This is a genomic window from Trinickia sp. (assembly GCF_051961175.1).
In the GTDB taxonomy this organism is placed as follows: Bacteria; Pseudomonadota; Gammaproteobacteria; order Burkholderiales; family Burkholderiaceae; genus Trinickia.
Map to the genome: position 1 here is coordinate 1 of NZ_JBQCDN010000467.1, position 18,992 is coordinate 18,992.

An 18,992-nucleotide genomic window follows, 5' to 3' on the forward strand; every position below is an offset into this window, starting at 1 on the left:
CACCGTCATCTTGTTCCCTTCGTCGTGCGGCAACCGGCTACCTCGGATTACGTGTACTGATGCCCGACCCAACATCGAGCGCGAGAGAGTGGTGTTAATGGGATGAAGTATCCACCGAACAGCCGCTGTCAGTGAAGAAGTTTATGTGCGCACCGTTTACGCCGCGCATCAACGCGGGTAAATTTTGTAACTGTCTGTAACCCAACAATTGCCACTTTCGCGCCCTCCTTTGCAATCGCGATAAGATGCCGCCCATGGAAACGAAAAACCCTTCGAAGATTTTGGTTGTCGACGACGACCCCCGCCTGCGTGATCTGCTTCGCCGCTATCTGGGCGAGCAGGGCTTTAACGTGTATGTCGCGGAGAACGCCCCCGCGATGAATAAGCTGTGGGTGCGCGAGCGGTTCGACCTGCTCGTGCTTGACCTTATGCTGCCCGGCGAAGACGGGCTGTCGATATGCCGCAGGCTGCGCGGCAGCAACGACCGCACCCCCATCATCATGCTCACGGCCAAGGGCGAGGACGTCGATCGCATCGTCGGCCTCGAAATGGGCGCCGACGATTACCTGCCCAAGCCGTTCAACCCGCGCGAGCTCGTGGCGCGGATCCACGCCGTGCTGCGCCGTCAATCGCCGTCGGAGCTGCCTGGTGCGCCGTCGGAGACGGCCGAGGTGTTCGAATTCGGCGATTTCGCGCTGAACCTCGCCACGCGCACGCTCACCAAGGCCGGCCAAGAGATACCGCTGACAACCGGCGAATTTTCCGTGCTGAAAGTGTTCGCGCGCCACCCGCGCCAACCGCTCTCGCGCGAAAAGTTGATGGAGCTCGCCCGCGGCCGCGAATACGAGGTGTTCGACCGCAGCCTCGACGTGCAAATTTCACGTCTGCGCAAGCTGATCGAGGTTGACCCGAGCAGTCCCCGCTTTATTCAAACCGTCTGGGGTCTCGGCTACGTGTTCATTCCCGACGGCTCCGCGTGACGCTCGGCCGCTCGCCTCTCGCGCTTCGCTAGGCCCCATGCGCATCAACCGGCGGTTCCTCGCCCACGCGTTTGGGGGCCTGTTTTGGCGTACCTTTTTGTTGATCGCGCTGTTGATCGCGGTCAGCCTTGCCGCGTGGTTTCAAAGCTTTCGCGTGATCGAACGCGAGCCGCGTGCCCAGCGGGTCGCGCTGCAGCTGGTCGCGGTCGTGAAGCTCACGCGCACGGCGCTGCTGTACTCCGACCCGGATTTGCGCCGTGCGTTGCTGCAGGACCTCGAAAGCAATGAAGGCGTGCGCGTCTATCCGCGCGAGAGCAGCGACAAATACACACTGCAGCCCGACGAATCGCTGAACCGGCTCATCGAGCACGACATCCGCGGCCGGCTCGGCGACGACACCGTCATCGCCCAGTCGGTCAACGACATTCCCGGGGTCTGGATCAGCTTCAAGATCGACGACGACGACTACTGGGTCGCACTCGATCGCGACCAGTTGGACAACGTCACCGGGCTGCAATGGGCCGGCTGGGGCATTTTCGCCCTTGCGCTGTCCCTGTTCGGCGCCGCCTTCATCACGAGCCTCGTCAATCGTCCGTTCGCGCGCCTCGCGGCTGCCGCGCACCGGGTCGGCCTGGGCCAGACGCCCGAGCCGCTACCCGAGCGCGGCCTTGGCGTCGCTGCCGAAACGAACCGCAGCTTCAATCAGATGGTGCGCGACCTCGAACAGCTCGAGGCCGATCGCGCCCTGATGCTGGCCGGCATCTCGCATGATTTGCGCACGCCGCTCGCCCGGCTGCGGCTCGAAACCGAAATGAGTCCGTCGGATCAGGCCACGAAAGATGCGATGGTCGACGACATCGAGCAGATGGATTCCATCATCGGGCGCTTCCTCGATTACGCCCGTCCGCCTCAGCACTTCTCGCGCCCCGTCGATTTATCGCTCATCGCAGGCGACATGGCAGCGCGCATGGCCAGCGAAGACGGGGTGCGGCTCACCATGCGCCTCGCGGAAACAGCCGTGGTCGAAGCCGACGAAACCGACCTGCGCCGCGTGGTCGGGAATTTGCTCGAAAATGCGAAGAAGTACGGCTTGAGCGAAACGGACGGCATTCCGCACATCATGGTCGAGACGCGCGTCTCGCATTCGCGTGTGGAATTGTCCGTACTCGACGAAGGCCCCGGCATTCCCGAAGACCAGATCGGCCTCGTCACCCGCCCCTTCTACCGGGTCAATTCGGCTCGCAGCCAAGCGAACGGAACGGGTCTCGGCATGGCGATCGTGCAGCGCCTCGTGAGCCGCCACCGCGGTACGCTGAAGCTGCGCAACCGCGCGCCGGGCCCCGGGCTGGAAGTGACGATTGAATTTGCGCTGACCAAGAGCGCGTAAGGTCCGTGGCGCGGCATGAGCCGTAGGCGGATCTGTCGGCGGCGGAACGTTCGAGCTTCGAACACCGATGATTAGACGCCCTCTATCAAATCAAAGAAATCGATAGGCCATCATTCCACGCAAAGTAACGCATTCGTTGCACCGGACCGGTACATTTGATCGGCGCCATCTCTCCCCAATCAGGTATAGGAGTCATCGCAATGAAAACCGTGGGCGATAAACTCGAAGCTTTCACAGTGACGGCGGCGAAGCCCGGCTTCAATCGGCATGAAGAGAACGGTCAGTCGGCCTTCGAAGAGATCACTGAACAATCGTTCCCCGGCAAATGGAAGATCCTCTATTTCTATCCGAAGGACTTCACATTCGTTTGCCCGACCGAAATCGTCGAATTCGCCAAGTTGCAAAAGGATTTTGAAGACCGTGACACCGTGCTGCTCGGCGGTAGCGTGGATAACGAATACGTCAAGCTGGCATGGCGCCGCGAGCATCAAGACCTCGACAAGCTGAATCACTATTCGTTTGGCGACGTCAAGGGCGAGCTGGTCGACCAGCTCGGCGTGCGCGACAAAGAAGCTGGCGTAGCCCTGCGTGCGACGTTTATCGTCGATCCGGACAACACGATCCAGCATGTGTCGGTGAATAACTTGGACGTGGGCCGTAATACGCAAGAAATCCTGCGTATCCTCGACGGCCTGCAAACAGGCGGATTGTGTCCGTGCAACCGCGCGGTGGGCGGGGCGACGCTGTAAACGCCGGGTCGGTCGGCCGTTCTAATCGCCCCCGGCGCAGTAGGCTTCCGTGCAGGCGGGGCGCGTGTCTTCCATAGGCGCCCTTCCTGTTACGCGCGGTCGCCCACCACGCTCAGCAGCACCGCGGCTTGCGCCTCGATGCCCTCGCCGCGCCCCAGGTACCCGAGCTTCTCATTCGTCTTCGCTTTGACGTTCACGCATGCAAGCGGCAAGGCCAGATCCTCGGCGATGTTCACGCGCATCGCCTCGATATGCGGCGCAAGTTTCGGCGCCTGCGCGATCACAGTGCTGTCCACGTTGACAATCGCAAAACCCGCCTGCTTGACACGCGCGGCGCACTCGCGCAGCAGCACGCGACTGTTCGCGCCTGCGAAGCGCTTGTCCGTATCGGGGAAGTGGCGCCCGATGTCGCCAAGCCCCGCCGCGCCGAAGAGCGCGTCGGTCACGGCGTGCAACAACACGTCGGCGTCGGAGTGGCCGAGCAACCCGCGCTCGTACGGCACCGTCACGCCGCCGATGATGAGCGGCCGCCCCTCTACGAGCGCGTGTACGTCATAGCCTTGTCCGATTCTGAAATTCATTTGCAAGTCTCACTGCTGTCGCGGCCACTGGCCGCGGTTGGATAATAGGAGCGCACGGCAAGGGCGACCAGAGTACTGTCGATGCCGATGCCGACGCCGCGCCGGCTGCATAGGCTTCGTTCGCCTTACATGCCTTGCGTCAAGATCGCCTCGGCCAGCGCGAAATCTTCGGGATAGGTGACCTTGAAGTTGCGCAGGCTGCCTTGAACCAGCCGCGGCGCGTGGCCGAGCCATTCGATCGCGCTCGCCTCGTCGGTCAGATCATGGCCGTCGCGTTCGGCCCGCGCGATCGCATCGCGCAGCATGCCGATCCTGAACATCTGCGGCGTTTGCGCCTGCCACAGCCCATTTCGCGACTCCGTGCGCGCGATCCGATCCCCCTGTTCGGCATCGACCCGCTTGAGCGTATCGGCCACGGGCAGCGCCATGATGCCGCCCACGTCGTCGTTTGCCAGCGCCGAGGTCAGCGAGCGGATCAGCTCTGGCGTGATGCCCGGCCGGGCAGCATCGTGCACGAGCACCCAATCGTCGGCGGCCGCCCCCATCTCGATCAGCGCGTCAAGCCCGTTCCTGACCGACGCCTGCCGCGACGCGCCGCCGCAACGGCGCGCGTCAAAGCGCAGCGGCGCAAACCGCTGGGCGTCGAAATAGGTGTCGTCGGCGGAAATGACGACGAGCGTCTGCGTCAGTTCCGGGCAGGCATCGAACGCGGCCAGCGTGAAATACAGCAGCTCCCGCCCGGCCAGGCAGCGGTATTGCTTGGGCATCGGTGCGCCGGAACGGCTGCCGGTACCCGCGCAGGGAATCAGGGCGAAAAAGCGTGAAGTCACGAAGTGGGGGGTGGGCCGTGCAGGCCGCCAGTCAAAAATGGACGACGGATTTTATAATAGGCGCTTTGCTCCGGGCACCGCATTCGTCTTCGATGCGACGCCCGGCGCTCGAAAGAGCGTCGCCGCGCGGCACACCGCCCCGCCGGCACGCGCTTTTGCCACGTTTACAAGCCAGGCCGCCCGCCCTTCGTCATGTCGCAATCCGCCACTTCGTCTGCTTCGTCCAATCTGCCGCTCACGCTCGTCAAAGCCGGTCAACGCTTCGCGTTCGACGGCACGCACGGCTCGTCCGACGCCCTGCTGATCGCGCGCTACAGCGAAGCGGCTCGGGCGAACGCCCAGGCGGGCAAGCAGCCCGTCACGGCCGTTGTCTGCGCCAGCGCCGTCGATGCCCAACGCCTCGCGCAGGAAATCCCCTGGTTCGCGCCGAATGTCCGCGTGCGCCTGCTACCGGACTGGGAGACGCTGCCTTACGACACTTTCTCCCCGCACCAGGATCTCGTTTCCGAGCGGCTGGCCACGCTGCACGACCTCGGCGAAGGCCGCTGCGACATCCTGCTCGTGCCGGCCACGACAGCGCTGTACCGCATGCCGCCCGCCGCGTTCCTGGCCGCCTACACGTTCTCGTTCGCGCAGGGCGAACGGCTCGACGAAACCAAACTCAAGGCGCAGCTCACGCTGGCAGGCTATGAGCATGTCAGCCAAGTCGTGCGCCCCGGCGAATATTGCGTGCGCGGCTCGTTGATCGATCTGTTTCCGATGGGCTCGCCGCTGCCCTATCGGATCGATTTGTTCGACGATCAAGTCGACTCCATTCGCGCGTTCGATCCCGATACCCAGCGCAGCCTGTATCCCGTACGTGACGTGCGCTTGCTGCCTGGACGCGAGTTTCCGTTCGACGAAGCCTCCCGCACGGCCTTTCGCAGCCGCTGGCGCGAAGTGTTCGAGGGCGACCCGAGCCGGTCCTCGATCTACAAGGACATCGGCAACGGCGTGCCGGCAGCCGGCATCGAGTATTACCTGCCGTTGTTCTTCGACGAAACCGCCACGCTGTTTCACTATCTGCCCGAGGATACGCATCTCGCCTTCGTCGGCGATCTCGACGGCGCGATCCGCCGCTTCACGACCGATACGAAGCAGCGTTACAGCTTCCTGTCGCACGATCGCGAGCGCCCGATCCTCGAGCCGCAGCGCCTGTTTTTATCCGACGACGATTTTTATACGCTCGCCAAGCCGTTCGCCCGGCTCGTTCTGCCGGCGAACGGCGGCGGCGCGTGGGCCACGGCGCTGCCCTCGCTCGCGATCGATCGCCATGCCGACGATCCTGTTCTCGCGCTGCGCCGCTATATCGAAAGCGGCGGGCGGCGCGTGCTCGTGGCGGCTGAATCGGCGGGCCGCCGCGAGACGATCGCGCAGCTGTTCGCCGAGCACGGCCTGCGCCCCGAGGGCGTCGACAGCTTCGAGGATTGGCTGACGAGCGAGGCGGGTTTCACGCTCGGTGTCGCGCCACTGACGTCCGGTTTCACGCTGCCCGTCGAAGGCGTCGCGATCGTCACCGAGACGGAGCTGTACGGCGCGCTCGCGCGCCGCGCCGGGCGCCGCCGCCACGAGCAGGCGAGCAGCGTCGATTCGATGGTGCGGGACCTGTCGGAGCTCAAGGTCAGCGATCCTGTCGTGCATGCGCAGCACGGTATCGGCCGCTATATGGGCCTCGTCACAATGGATCTGGGCGAAGGGGAAACCGAGTTCCTGCACCTCGAATACGCCGGCGACAGCAAGCTCTATGTGCCCGTTGCGCAATTGCACGTGATTTCGCGTTACAGCGGCGCCGATCCCGACAGCGCCCCGCTCCACGCGCTCGGCTCGGGCCAATGGGAGAAGGCCAAACGCAAGGCGGCGCAGCAGATCCGCGATACGGCCGCGGAATTGTTGAACCTCTACGCCCGCCGCGCGGCGCGCGAAGGCCACGCCTTCAAACTCGAACCTCGCGATTACGCGAAGTTTGCCGAAAGCTTCGGCTTCGAAGAAACGCCCGACCAGGCCGCGGCGATCGCCTCGGTAATCGGCGACATGACGGCAGGCCGGCCGATGGACCGGCTTGTCTGCGGCGACGTCGGTTTCGGCAAGACCGAAGTGGCGCTACGCGCTGCGTTCATCGCTGTGATGGCCGGCAAGCAAGTGGCGCTGCTCTCGCCCACGACGCTGCTCGCCGAACAGCATACGCAAACCTTCACCGACCGCTTCGCCGATTGGCCCGTTCGCATCGCCGAACTGTCGCGGTTCAAGTCGACGAAGGAAGTCAACACTGCCGTCGCGCAGATCAACGAAGGCACCGTCGACATCGTCATCGGTACGCACAAGCTGCTGTCGTCGGACGTGCGCTTCAAGCGGCTGGGCCTCGTCATCATCGACGAAGAGCACCGCTTCGGCGTGCGCCAGAAGGAAGCGCTGAAGGCGTTGCGCGCGGAGGTCGACGTATTGACGCTGACGGCCACGCCGATTCCCCGCACGCTGGGGATGGCCCTGGAAGGCTTGCGCGATTTTTCGGTGATCGCGACCGCGCCGCAAAAGCGGCTGGCGATCAAGACGTTCGTGCGCCGCGAAGAAGACAGCGTCATCCGTGAAGCGATGCTGCGCGAACTGAAACGCGGCGGCCAGGTGTACTTTCTGCATAACGAAGTCGAAACGATCGAGAACCGGCGCGCGATGCTGGAAGCGCTGGTGCCCGAGGCGCGCATCGCCGTCGCGCACGGCCAGATGCACGAGCGCGAACTCGAGCGCGTCATGCGCGACTTCGTCGCGCAGCGCGCCAATGTCCTGCTGTGCACGACCATCATCGAGACCGGTATCGACGTACCGAGCTCGAACACGATCATCATCCACCGCGCCGACAAGTTCGGCCTCGCGCAGCTGCATCAGCTGCGTGGACGCGTGGGACGCTCGCATCACCAAGCCTATGCCTACCTGCTCGTGCACGATCCGCAAGGGCTCACGAAGCAGGCTCAGCGCCGGCTGGAAGCCATTCAACAGATGGAGGAATTGGGCTCGGGCTTTTATCTCGCCATGCACGATCTCGAAATCCGAGGCACGGGCGAAGTGCTCGGCGATAAACAATCGGGTGAAATCCACGAGATCGGGTTCCAGCTTTACTCGGACATGCTGGCCGACGCCGTGAAGGCGCTGAAGAACGGCCAGGAGCCAGATCTGACGGCACCGCTCGCCGCCACCACCGAAATCAACCTGCACGCACCGGCCATTTTGCCGGCCGATTACTGCGGCGATGTGCAAGAGCGCCTGTCGATCTATAAACGGCTCGCCAGTTGCGAAACGAGCGATTCGATCGACGACATCCAGGAAGAGCTCATCGATCGATTCGGCAAACTGCCCGCACAGGCGCATGCGCTCGTCGAAACGCACCGGCTTCGGCTCGCGGCGAAACCGCTCGGCATTTCGAAGATCGATGCCGGGGAAGCGGCCATCAGCCTGCAATTCGTGCCGAACCCGCCGATCGACGCGATGCGCATCATCGAGATGGTGCAAAAGCACAAGCACATCAAGCTCGCGGGGCAGGACAAGCTGCGGATCGAAACCCGCAGCCCCGACCTGTCGGTGCGTCTGGCGACCGTGAAGGAATCGCTGCGTGCGCTGGGCGCGCCGGCCCGGCAAAGCGCGGGCGCGACCGGGCGTTGAACCGGAGCGCAATCCGTATCCGAGGCCCGCGGCCGGCATGCATTGGCGCGGCGCAACAGCGGATCGCCCGCGCGGCGTGGCTGTCCCCGTGTCCTGTCCTCGCTCATTCCAGGCTTGCGCTGGCCGCTAAAGCGCAGCGCACAAGAGCGGGCCCCGGCCCGCGCAATGGCGCACTGCACAAGCGTCAACCCTTGCCTTTGCCTGGGCCCTCGCCGATTTTTTCGGTATGATCGAACCACTCAAAGGTTGGAGCTTCATCATGTCGCAGGTTGCTGAAACAGCACCGCTTTCCCCACCTTCCCCCCCGTCTCAGCCGGCTTCGGCCCTCCCCGCTTCCGCTTCGCCCTCACCGCTCGGCCTGTCCTGGGTGGAACGACTCGTTTCGATCGATACCACGAGCCGTGTCCCGAACCTCGGTCTGATCGAGATGGTGCGCGACGCACTGGCGGCGCAAGGCATTGTTTCGACGCTGACGCACGACGATCGCGGGCAATGGGCGAACCTGTTCGCGACGATCCCCGCTCACGACGGCGCGACGAACGGCGGCGTGGTGCTTTCGGGGCATACGGACGTCGTGCCCGTCGACGGTCAAACGTGGGATAGCGATCCGTTCAAGCCCGTGGTGCGCGACGGTCGCCTCTATGGCCGCGGCACCTGCGATATGAAAGGCTTCATCGGCAGCGCACTCGCACTCGTGCCGGAGATGCAAGCCGCCAGGCTGGCGAAGCCGATCCACCTTGCGCTCTCGTTCGACGAAGAGATCGGCTGCGCCGGTGCGCCGTACATGATCGCCGATCTTGTTCAGCGCGGCGTGAAGCCTGACGGCTGCATCGTGGGCGAACCGACAAGCATGCGGCCCATCGTGGCCCATAAAGGGATCAACGCGTACCGCTGCTGCGTACGCGGCCACGCGGCTCATTCGTCGCTCACGCCGAAGGGGCTCAATGCGATCGAGTACGCCGCACGCCTCGTTTGCCACATTCGCGATCTGGCCGATGGGATGCGTCGCGACGGCCCGTTCGACGAACACTACGACGTTCCGTTCACGACGGCGCAAACGAGCATGATCGAAGGCGGCAACGCGATCAATACGGTCCCGGCCGAGTGCCGTTTCACGTTCGAATTCCGCAATCTGCCGACGCTCGATCCCGAAGCGATCTTCGAGCGCATCGAGCGTTACGCGCATGAAACGCTGCTGCCGCAAATGCGGCGCGAGCACCCGAATGCGGCGATCGAATTTGCGAAGATTGCCGCCGCGCCGGGCCTCGACGCGTCCGAACAAGCCGCCATCACGGCACTCGTGCGCGCGCTGACGGGCAATCGCGAAACGCGCAAGGTGGCATACGGCACCGAGGCCGGGTTGTTCGCGCGCGCCGGCGTGCCGAGTATCGTCTGCGGTCCGGGGGATATCGAGCAGGCGCATAAGCCGAACGAATACGTCGAACTCGCACAACTGTCGGCCTGCGAAGCTTTCCTGCGCAAATTCATCCACAGTATGTCGGCCGGCGCGCAGGGGTAGCGCAGCCTTTTTAACGACGTGCACCGAGCCATGTCCACCGCTATGCCGCAGCCCCCCGCCCGCACCATCGACGCAGAACCGATCCCGACGCTCGATGCGATCGCCTCGCAGCATTTCGCGCTGACACCCTGGGTCGCCCGCACGCCCGTATTCGAGCGGCACGATTTGCCATCGCTCGAAGGCACGTCGATCAACTTCAAGTTCGAACTGCTGCAGGCGAGCGGCTCGTTCAAGGCGCGCGGCGCCTTCACGAATCTGCTGGCACTCGATGCCGCGCAACGCAGCGTTGGCGTCACGTGCGTCTCCGGCGGCAATCACGCGGCGGCCGTCGCTTATGCGGCGATGCGGCTCGGCGTGAGCGCGAAGGTGGTCGTACCGCGTACGACGAGCGCAGCGCGGCTCGCGCTGTGCCGGCAATACCGTGCCGAGGTGGTCATGGCCGATACGCTCGCTCAGGCGTTTGAGCTTGTCCGCGGCATCGAAGCGGAGGAAGGCCGCTTCTTCGTGCATCCGTTCAACGGCTATCGCACTGTGCTCGGCGCCGCGACGCTCGGCTACGAGTGGGCGACGCAAACGCCCGACCTCGATGCCGTGGTCGTGGCGATCGGCGGCGGCGGGCTCGCCGCGGGCGTCTCCACAGCGTTGCGACTGGCCAATTCGCGCGTGCATGTCTATGGCGTCGAGCCCGAAGGCGCCGACGTCATGAGCAAGAGCTTTGCCGCCAACCATACGATCAAGATGGGGGCGATGAACACGATCGCGGATTCGCTGGCGGCGCCCCACACCGAGCAATACAGCTACGAGCTCTGCCGCCGTCACATCGATCGGATCGTCACAGTCTCGGACGATGCGCTGCGCCGCGCGATGGTCGAGCTTTTCACGCGCTTGAAGATCGCCGTCGAACCCGCCTGTGCGGCCCCGCTCGCCGCGCTCGTCGGCCCGTTGCGCGAAACGCTGCAGGGTAAACGGGTGGGTATCCTGCTGTGCGGCTCCAACACGGATCCGGTGACGTTCGCCGCGCAGGTCGAGTCCGTTCGAGTCTGACCGCGGCGTTTTACATTCTCCTCATAAAATCGGGCACAATGTCCCGCAATCGTTTGCGAAGCACGCGATTGCCGCCATGCGGACGGCTCCCCCATACACACCAATAAGAATCGCTATGTCGCTGCGTCTGTTATCGGTTGCTTTCACGGTGCTCGCCGTATCCTTGAGCGCTTGCGGCGGCGGGGGGGCTTCCGCATCCGCGGGCACTTCCCCATCCAGCGTCTCCAGCGTCTCGAGCAGCGCCAGCAGCAACGCCGGCAGCCAGTCCAGCAGCGCTTCCGCCACCGTGGTCGCGAATGCGCACTATGTCTCGACCAGCGGCAACAACGCCAACCCGGGCACGAGCACTTCGCCCTGGCGAACGATCCAGTATGCCGCCAGCAAACTGAGCGCGGGCGATACGGTGTACATCCGCGGCGGCACGTACAACGAGTCCGTCACGTTCAAGGTTTCCGGCTCGGCTTCGGGCGGCTTTATCACCTTCCAGAGCTATCCCGGCGAAACCGCGATCCTGGATGGAACGGGCCTGACCGTTCCCACCTCGGGAGACAACGGACTGATCAACATCGTCGATCACAGCTATATCAAGATCGTCGGCCTGGAGATCCGCAACTACACCGCGTCGAGCACATCGCAGGTTCCCGTCGGCATCTGGATCAGCGGCGCCAGCAATAACATCCAGATTCAGAGCAACCACATCCACAACATCGCGAACATCGCGCAAAGCAGCAACGCGAACGCTCTGGGATTGGGGGTGTACGGGACGAATCCGACGACGGCCATCAGTAACCTGATCATCGATGGCAACACGCTGGATCATCTGACGCTCGGTGCGAGCGAATCGCTCGCCCTGGATGGCAACGTTCAGAACTGGTCGATCACGAACAACGTCATCCACGACAATAACAACATCGGCATCGATGCAATCGGATTCGAAGGCGTGTCTTCGAGCACCGCAACCGACCAGGCTCGCAACGGCACGATCAGCGGCAACACTGTTTACAACATCACGGCGTACGGCAATCCCGCTTACGGCAATAGTTTTGGCGCCGATGCCATTTACTGCGACGGTTGCACACAGGTCACGATCGAACGCAACGTTGTCCATCACAGCGACTTCGGCGTGGAAGTGGCCAGCGAACACGCGAATAAGCTTAGTAGCTATGTCAGCGTCCGCAGCAACCTTATCTACGCAAACAACGTATCGGGCCTGACGATCGGCGGATACGATTCGAGCCGCGGCGGCACGGATCACTGCAATTTCGTGAACAACTCCTTCTATAACAACGATACGCAGAACACCGGCTCGGGCGAATTCCAGATTCAGTACTACTCGACGAATAACGTCTTCAAGAACAACGTCGTCTATGCCGGCGCGCAGGACTTGTTCATCAATGGGTACACGAGCTCATCGGGAATCAGCTCCGACTACAACCTCTACTTCGCCGCTGACGGAGCGTCCGCCAGCACGTGGACCTGGAAAGGGCTGTCGATCACGGGTTTCCCTGCCTATGTCACCAGTTCCACCAACGATAAGCACTCGAAGTTCGCTAACCCGCTCTATGTGAGCCTGACGACGCCGAATTTCCACGTCGCGACGAACTCGCCGGCGGTGGGCGCCGGGATCAACCTCGGCTCGGCGGTGGTGGGTACGGAGGACTTCGCAGGCAATGCGCGTGTGCAAGGAACGAATATCGATATCGGTGCGTACGAGCAGTGAGCGGGGCCTGGGGTTATCCCCAGTTTTTGGGGGCAACCCTGTTGATAACCTCACGGCGATCGCGCTAAGCGGTTGTACGTACAGCGATTTTGTTGCCGCGCTTCATTCGTGGCAGGGGGCGGTTGAAGCGGCGACCCAACGGTTCGCCTTCAGCTTTCTTGCCGCTTTCAAGCGCCCGGCGCCGCACGATGAACGGCGATCCCTTCCATCGGATCCATCGTCTCGCGCCACGGCGCACGCGCCAGCATGCGGCGCGTATCGTCGTAGCCGGCCGTGCGGCGACGCTCGATCCCACCCGGCGAGAAATCGATGTCCTTGTGCAAATCGTCTTCGCCGAAACTCGGCGCATCGAGTTCGATGACCTGCATCGTCGTGCCGCAACCCCAGGCAAGCAAATCCCGCACGGCCTGCGTCTCGCGCATCGGCTCCGCAATATATTGCTCAAGCTCGCGGATCACGTGACGCAATCGATGGATCTGGCGCTGACGTTCGAGATGGCTCTGCGAGCGGCTCGAATATTGAATGTCGCGTTGGCGCACCATCGCTTCGACGATCGATTGCGGCTCGCGCCCATTCGTGGGCCAAAGTTGCACAGCGAAGATGACAGAACTGCGCCGAGGCCGATCGTCGAGCACCGCTTCGAGCGGTGTATTGGAATAGATGCCGCCATCCCAATACGATTCGCCATCGACCTCGACCGAAGGAAAACCGGGCGGAAACGCGGCCGATGCCATCACGTGTTCGACGCTCAAAGGCGCGTCGCGATTCGTGAAGTAGCGCATGCGCGCGTCGGCAACGTGCACGGCGCCAACGGTCAGCCTGACATTGCACGCGTTGAGGTAATCGAAATCGACGAGGGTATGCAGCGTTTCGCGTAACGGCTGAGTGGTATAAAACGCCGCATGCTCGCGCCCGAGCGGCGTATTGAGCGCCCACCATGCTGATGGCGACGGCGTGAAAAACGCGGGAATCCCTTGCAGAAAGATCGATGCGCGGCGCCACCAATCGTCAAACGCCGGTAGCCATCCCGATGTGACGCTGGCCGCCGCGGCCACGCGCGACCAGAACGCGTCGAGCCGGGCGAGCCGGGTGTCAGGCGGATTGCCGGCAATAATCGCGCCGTTGACGGCGCCGATCGACGTGCCAATCACCCAATCGGGCTCGATGCCCGCGTCATGCAGCGCCTGATAGACACCGGCCTGATACGCGCCCAGTGCCCCGCCGCCTTGCAGCACGAGCACGACTTGACCCGCGATGCCGGTTCGTACTGTGCCACCCTCGTGCGGCTGACCGGAGCCGCCCGCCTCGTTTTCGTCCATCTGCCCCTCCGTCGTAGCACGCGAAGCAATCTGTCCGACATACGTAGGCAAGCTGCGCCCGGATGCAGTGCCGCTACGGGTTACGGATTGCTGTCCTTGAACAGATTGAGGATTTGCTTCTGCTCCTGCTGCGTGACGTCAGGCGCCGGGGCTGGCGGTGTGGCCAGGCCCGCGGGGCCGATCGAGCCGACGGCAGCACTGGCATCGCTTGCGGCGCCGGCACCGGCGAGCGCCGCGCCTTCCATCCCGATGCTCGCGATGAATCCGTCGCCCGGTACCTTATCGGCCAAATAAAGCTCGCCGTTGATCGTCGCCACATCATCGGGCATCGGCATCGGCTGATCGGGCACCCCACGCAACGCACGGCCCATGTAGTCGATCCAGATCGGCAGCGCGAGCTGCGCGCCGAATTCGCGGCTGCCGAGGCTCTTGGGCTGATCGTAGCCCATCCACGCCACGGCCACGAGCGTCGGCTGATAACCGGCGAACCAGCCATCCTTGGCATCGTTCGTCGTACCGGTCTTGCCGGCGAGGTCGGTGCGATGCAAAGCGTTGGAGCCCGCCCCCGTGCCGGCCGTCGCCACCGAATGCAACAGGCTGTTCATGAGGTACGCGTTACCGGCGCTGATCGAGCGCGGCGCATCGCGGCCCGCCACGATCGGTTGAGCCTTCGAGATCGGCTGGCCCCGCGCATCGTCCACCTCGGCGATCAAGTACGGGTTGACGCGATAGCCGCCATTGGCGAAGACCGCATACGCCACCGCCGATTGCAGCGGCGTGACGAGCCCGGCACCGAGGGCCATCGGCAGATACGGCGGGGTCTTGTCGGCATCGAACCCGAAGCGCTGCGTCACGTAGTCTTGCGCGAACTTTGTGCCGATGTACGACAGGATTCGGATCGAAACGAGGTTCTTCGATTTTTCGAGCGCGACGCGCATCGACATGGGCCCTTCAGGGTGATCGTCATCCTTCGGCTCCCACGGCTGCCCGCCCGGCGAGCTCGGCGGGAAATACAGCGGCGCGTCGTCGATGATCGTGGACGGAGCCAGCCCCTTGTCGATCGACGCCGAGTAGATGAACGGCTTGAAGCTCGAGCCCGGCTGCCGCCACGCCTGCGTGACGTGGTTGAACTTATTCTTGTTGAAATCGAACCCGCCGACGAGCGCGCGCACGGCGCCATCTTGCGGCGAAAGCGAGACCAGCGCGCCCTCCACCTGCGGCAACTGCGTAATCTGCCAATTGCCCTTCGCATCGGGCATGAGGCGCACGATCGAGCCGGGGCGGATCCGCTGTGTTTGCGATGCGCGCGGGCCCAGCGCGGATGCCACGAAACGCAGGCCCTCGCCGCTCACCTGCACTGCGCCGCCATCAACGAACTGCACCGTCACCTGCTTGGGGCCGGCCTCTGTGACGACGCCGGCCACGAGTTCGCCGTCGTCGGGGTGATCGGCCAGGGCGTCGTCGATCGCTTCGTCGCGATCGTCGCCGGCTGCCGGCAACTCCACGAAGCCTTCCGGACCGCGATAGCCGTGCCGGCGCTCGTAATCCATCACGCCCTTGCGGACGGCATGATAGGCGGCGTCCTGATCGGCCGAGTCGATCGTCGTCGTGACGGTCAGGCCGCGCGTGTACGTTTCATCCTTGTACTGCGCGTACATCATCTGCCGCACCATTTCGGCGACGTACTCGGCGTGCACGCTGTACTCGTTGCCGGCGGCCTTCGTGTGCATCGGCTCTTTCACAGCCTCGTCGTATTGCGGCTTCGTGATGTAGCCGAGTTCGAGCATCCGCTTCAGGATGTATTCCTGACGAATCTTGGCGCGCTTCGGGTTGACGATCGGGTTGTACGCCGACGGCGCCTTCGGCAGCCCCGCGAGCATCGCCGCCTGAGCCACCGTGATGTCCTTCAAATCCTTGCCGAAGTACACGCGCGCCGCCGCCGCGAAGCCATAGGCGCGCTCGCCCAGATAAATTTGGTTCATGTACAGCTCGAGGATCTGATCCTTCGTGAGCGCCCGCTCGATCTTGTACGCGAGCATCATCTCGTAGATCTTGCGCGTGTACGTTTTTTCGCTCGACAGGAAGAAGTTGCGCGCCACCTGCATCGTGATCGTACTCGCGCCCTGCGAGGCGCCGCCGTGCATCAGGTCGGTCGTGCCCGCGCGGAAGATGCCGATGAAATCGACGCCGCCGTGCTCGTAAAAGCGGTAGTCCTCGATCGCCAGCACCGCCTTCTTCATGATGTCGGGGATGTCCTGGAAACGCACGAGGCTGCGCCGCTCTTCGCCGAACTCGCCGATCAGCACGTGATCGGCCGTATAGACCCGCAACGGGACTTTCGGGCGGTAATCGGTGAGCGCTTCCAGCGAAGGCAATTGCGGCGCCATGACGATCAGCGCGTAGCCGACGATCAGCGCGCCGACGACAGCGAGCGTGGCCATAAGGCCGGCGAAGGTCAATGCGAGGCGTGCGCCGAGGGATCGACGGGGACGATCGGCGGGAGCGGTACGGGAAGGATCTCTGTCGCCGGCAGCGTGGCCGGCGGAAGGCGGTCTTTTGATGATAGGCATGACGGCAAGAATGGCGCGGCTCTCAGCGCCCTATTCGCGCGGGCGGTACTGCACGCCGCCGCGCAACTCGTAGTAATCGTGTGGTCGGCCATGTTCGGCAGCGAACCGCCGAGCCGGGGCCAACGTCGCATTTTAATGAAATCGCCGCGCGCGTATCGGAATTTTTTTGTAAGAATTGACTATGGGCGGAATATTCGCCCGATAGCGGAAAGTTATCAACAAAAAATGTTGAAAGACCTGTGGAAAACCGGCAGAAAACACGCGCAAGTTGCTGACGCGGCACGAATTTCGCTGCCGACGTCATTTCGAGGCAGCGCGTATCGCTCTATGATGGGACATGTTGTTGCACTGCTCCGATTCACCGGGCACGCCATGCGAGCCGTACGGCGCGCCCCCCTGACAGCGAACCGACCATGAACGCAGCCAGCAGCGAACGCCTCGTCGTCTTTGTGACCCCTGCGCAAAAGCGTGTGCTCGCGGCCCGCGCGGAGCGAATGGGGATCAGCCTCAGCGAACTTGTGCGCCGCGCCGTCCTTGCATTCGACGAAACGGGTCAGGAGGTGCGCGCGGCGGGCCTCATCGATCGGTTGGGCGCAGCGAGCGAAGCCAGCCTGCGCGATCCACTGCGGAGGCTCGCGCAAGCCGCCCCGCGCGAGCATGAGCGCGGCTTGCCGGTCGCAAGCTCGGGGGCCGCCGCCGCGCGCGCCGAAGCAGCGGACGACAAAGCGGACCACGAAGCGAACCACAAAGCGGCGCGCGCCTGCGGTTCGCCCATCGCCGACGGTCCTGCCGCCGCGCTGCCCGTCGCCGCGGCCGTCGCGCGGGCGCTCGTGGCGAGCGAGGCCGCGGAACCGGAGCATGCCGCGGATCCGGAAACGCAAGCGCTCGTCGGCCGGCTCCTCGATTCCGAATCGACGCGTTCGGTTTAAGCGGCTTTTAACGATTCGCTGATGTACTATCCGCGGGCGGCAAAAATTGGGATGCGATGGCGACGCGGTTCTTGCAATTGCGTTGCGCGCCCCGACATTCGGCAGGCGCGCCGCGCTGCCGGGTGCCGCGCGGCGTAGCATGTAGGCGTCGATATATCGTTGATCGCCACGCGCTCGCAGACCCGGCGCCGATTTCAATTCACGGAGGATTTCATGTCGCTATTCGACTCTATTTCGCGTACGGTCAAAGGCTTGCTCAACGATGCGGCGGATTCCGTGCAGGACCCCTCGCGCGATGCGCGTCAAATCGTGCGCGAGCTCGACGACAGCATCGCGAAGGCCGAAAATGCGCTGATCGAAATCGAGGCGCAGGTGGCCACGCAGTAAAGCAAGCGTGACGCCGCGGCCGAAAAAGCGAAGAAGTACGAAGATGGCGCCAAACGCGCCTTGCAAACCGGCGACGAAGGGCTCGCGCGCGAAGCGCTTTCCGCGCAAGCGAACGCCGAAGCCGAGCGCGACGCACTCGCGAAGGAGCTGGCCACGCTCGAGCCGTCCGTCGATCAGCTCAAGAGCCAGATCGCCGATATGCGCCAGCGCCGCAACGATCTGAATGCACGCTCGAACATCCTCCAGGCAAAGCAGGAAATCGCGCAGGCCAAGGACGTCGCGGCTACCGCGCTGGGCGGCATCGGCGGCAAGAATCTGTCTGAGGACTTCCGCAAGCTCGAGGATAAAGTGGCGCTGTCGAACGCACGTTCCGATGCGCGCCTGAACTCGGCCGATACGTCTTCGGGCAAGGCACTCGACGATAAACTGGCGGCGCTGGACCACGGTCCGTCCGTCGAAGATCGTCTGGCAGCACTGAAGAAGCAGATGAATACGCCGGCGCAGTAAGGCCGGGCGATGCGCGTGCCGCTCCGGCGCGCGCGCGCTCGAACAGGTTGATGGTTATGGAGACGGGCGCCGTTCGCCCGATTCGCTCAATGAAGACATTCCTCGCAGCCTTGGGGGCCGCCCTGCTGTTCGCGTCGAGCGCGGCCTTCGCCGTGCCGAACGTCAGCCAAGTCGAACGCACGATGGCGCAAGGCAATTGGCAGCAGGCCGATACCGACCTCTCGCAAGTGCTCTCGGCCCATCCGAACAGCGCTCACGCTCACTATTTGTACGCGCAAGTGCTCGAGCACGAAGGCCGTTACGCCGACGCCCTCACTCAAGTCGAACAGGCCAAGACGCTGGACCCGCAACTGCGCTTTGCCAGCCCGGGCCGCTTCGCGCAAGTCGAATCGCGCATTCGCGCGGCCGCCAGCCGCGCCAATGCTTCGCCGGCGCCGACGCATAGCGCCGCCAACGCGTTCGCGCAAGCGTTGCCGTCCACGCCCGCGCCGACGCATCGCGGCCCGTCGATGGGCATGTGGATCGGCCTGGCGATTCTGATCGCGGCCATCGTGCTGATCCTGCGCTGGACGCTGCGGCGCGCGCGCTCGACCGAGGACGGCCGCGCCGGCGAGGAACGCCGTGCCCAACTGAAGCGGGCAACGGAACTCCTGAACGCGGCGCGCTCGCTCAAGCTCGACGCACGCCTGTCGAGCGCCCCGGGGCATGAAACGCTCGCGAGCGAAGTCGAAGGTCTCGAAAATCGACTGCGGACGCTGGTCGAGGCGCTGTCGAACAATG

14 protein-coding genes and 1 pseudogene are annotated in these 18,992 nt (G+C 63.9%); 10 read left to right on the forward strand and 5 right to left on the reverse strand.

Annotation, left to right across the window (positions count from 1 at the left end; translation table 11 throughout):
• Positions 1–245 precede the first annotated feature (245 nt).
• From ompR to ACTHL0_RS26490, 3 genes are all read left to right on the forward strand, one after another.
• Positions 246–980: an osmolarity response regulator transcription factor OmpR gene (gene ompR / locus ACTHL0_RS26480; RefSeq protein WP_408646954.1), complete on the forward strand. Its 735-nt coding sequence runs from the start codon at positions 246–248 to the stop codon at positions 978–980.
• A 37-nt stretch (positions 981–1,017) separates the two neighbouring features.
• Positions 1,018–2,367, forward strand: a complete 1,350-nt coding sequence (locus tag ACTHL0_RS26485; RefSeq protein WP_440570086.1) for an ATP-binding protein — start codon at positions 1,018–1,020, stop codon at positions 2,365–2,367.
• Positions 2,368–2,567: 200 nt separating this feature from the next.
• Entirely contained in the window at positions 2,568–3,116 is a 549-nt protein-coding gene (locus ACTHL0_RS26490; RefSeq protein WP_440570100.1) for a peroxiredoxin, read from the forward strand.
• 89 nt (positions 3,117–3,205) lie between these two features.
• Here the strand turns inward: ACTHL0_RS26490 and ispF are convergent, their stop codons facing one another.
• Both ispF and ispD read right to left on the reverse strand, forming a co-directional pair.
• Positions 3,206–3,697, reverse strand: a complete 492-nt coding sequence (gene ispF / locus ACTHL0_RS26495) for a 2-C-methyl-D-erythritol 2,4-cyclodiphosphate synthase (RefSeq protein WP_440570087.1) — start codon at positions 3,695–3,697, stop codon at positions 3,206–3,208.
• A 125-nt stretch (positions 3,698–3,822) separates the two neighbouring features.
• Complete coding sequence (gene ispD / locus ACTHL0_RS26500) at positions 3,823–4,527, reverse strand: 2-C-methyl-D-erythritol 4-phosphate cytidylyltransferase (protein WP_440570089.1); 705 nt, start codon at positions 4,525–4,527, stop codon at positions 3,823–3,825.
• A gap of 192 nt (positions 4,528–4,719) precedes the next feature.
• Here ispD and mfd point away from each other — a divergent pair, with 192 nt between their 5' ends.
• From mfd to ACTHL0_RS26515, 3 genes are all read left to right on the forward strand, one after another.
• The gene (gene mfd / locus ACTHL0_RS26505) at positions 4,720–8,217 is read left to right on the forward strand and encodes a transcription-repair coupling factor (protein WP_440570091.1); all 3,498 of its coding nucleotides are present in this window, start codon (positions 4,720–4,722) and stop codon (positions 8,215–8,217) included.
• Positions 8,218–8,476: 259 nt separating this feature from the next.
• Positions 8,477–9,736: an acetylornithine deacetylase gene (gene argE, locus ACTHL0_RS26510; RefSeq protein WP_440570092.1), complete on the forward strand. Its 1,260-nt coding sequence runs from the start codon at positions 8,477–8,479 to the stop codon at positions 9,734–9,736.
• 30 nt (positions 9,737–9,766) lie between these two features.
• Entirely contained in the window at positions 9,767–10,780 is a 1,014-nt protein-coding gene (locus ACTHL0_RS26515) for a pyridoxal-phosphate dependent enzyme (protein ID WP_440570093.1), read from the forward strand.
• A 21-nt stretch (positions 10,781–10,801) separates the two neighbouring features.
• On the opposite strand, the gene ACTHL0_RS26520 is transcribed toward ACTHL0_RS26515, so the two are convergent.
• Positions 10,802–11,065: a hypothetical protein gene (locus ACTHL0_RS26520; RefSeq protein ID WP_440570094.1), complete on the reverse strand. Its 264-nt coding sequence runs from the start codon at positions 11,063–11,065 to the stop codon at positions 10,802–10,804.
• Position 11,066: 1 nt separating this feature from the next.
• Between ACTHL0_RS26520 and ACTHL0_RS26525 the strand changes: the two genes are divergently transcribed.
• Positions 11,067–12,500 carry a choice-of-anchor Q domain-containing protein gene (locus ACTHL0_RS26525; RefSeq protein ID WP_440570095.1) on the forward strand — a complete coding sequence of 478 codons (1,434 nt, stop codon included), beginning with the start codon at positions 11,067–11,069 and terminating at the stop codon, positions 12,498–12,500.
• Positions 12,501–12,667: 167 nt separating this feature from the next.
• On the opposite strand, the gene ACTHL0_RS26530 is transcribed toward ACTHL0_RS26525, so the two are convergent.
• Both ACTHL0_RS26530 and ACTHL0_RS26535 read right to left on the reverse strand, forming a co-directional pair.
• Positions 12,668–13,819: a patatin-like phospholipase family protein gene (locus tag ACTHL0_RS26530; protein ID WP_440570096.1), complete on the reverse strand. Its 1,152-nt coding sequence runs from the start codon at positions 13,817–13,819 to the stop codon at positions 12,668–12,670.
• An 80-nt stretch (positions 13,820–13,899) separates the two neighbouring features.
• Positions 13,900–16,389, reverse strand: a complete 2,490-nt coding sequence (locus ACTHL0_RS26535) for a penicillin-binding protein 1A (protein ID WP_440570097.1) — start codon at positions 16,387–16,389, stop codon at positions 13,900–13,902.
• A gap of 413 nt (positions 16,390–16,802) precedes the next feature.
• Between ACTHL0_RS26535 and ACTHL0_RS26540 the strand changes: the two genes are divergently transcribed.
• The 3 genes and pseudogenes from ACTHL0_RS26540 to ACTHL0_RS26550 all read left to right on the forward strand — a co-directional run.
• Positions 16,803–17,318, forward strand: coding sequence for a hypothetical protein (locus tag ACTHL0_RS26540; protein ID WP_440570098.1), 516 nt, complete (start codon positions 16,803–16,805; stop codon positions 17,316–17,318).
• 213 nt (positions 17,319–17,531) lie between these two features.
• Positions 17,532–18,212: pseudogene (locus tag ACTHL0_RS26545) on the forward strand (PspA/IM30 family protein).
• A gap of 89 nt (positions 18,213–18,301) precedes the next feature.
• Positions 18,302–18,992, forward strand: a 691-nt coding sequence (locus ACTHL0_RS26550) for a tetratricopeptide repeat protein (protein WP_440570099.1), incomplete at its 3' end; no start/stop codon positions are given.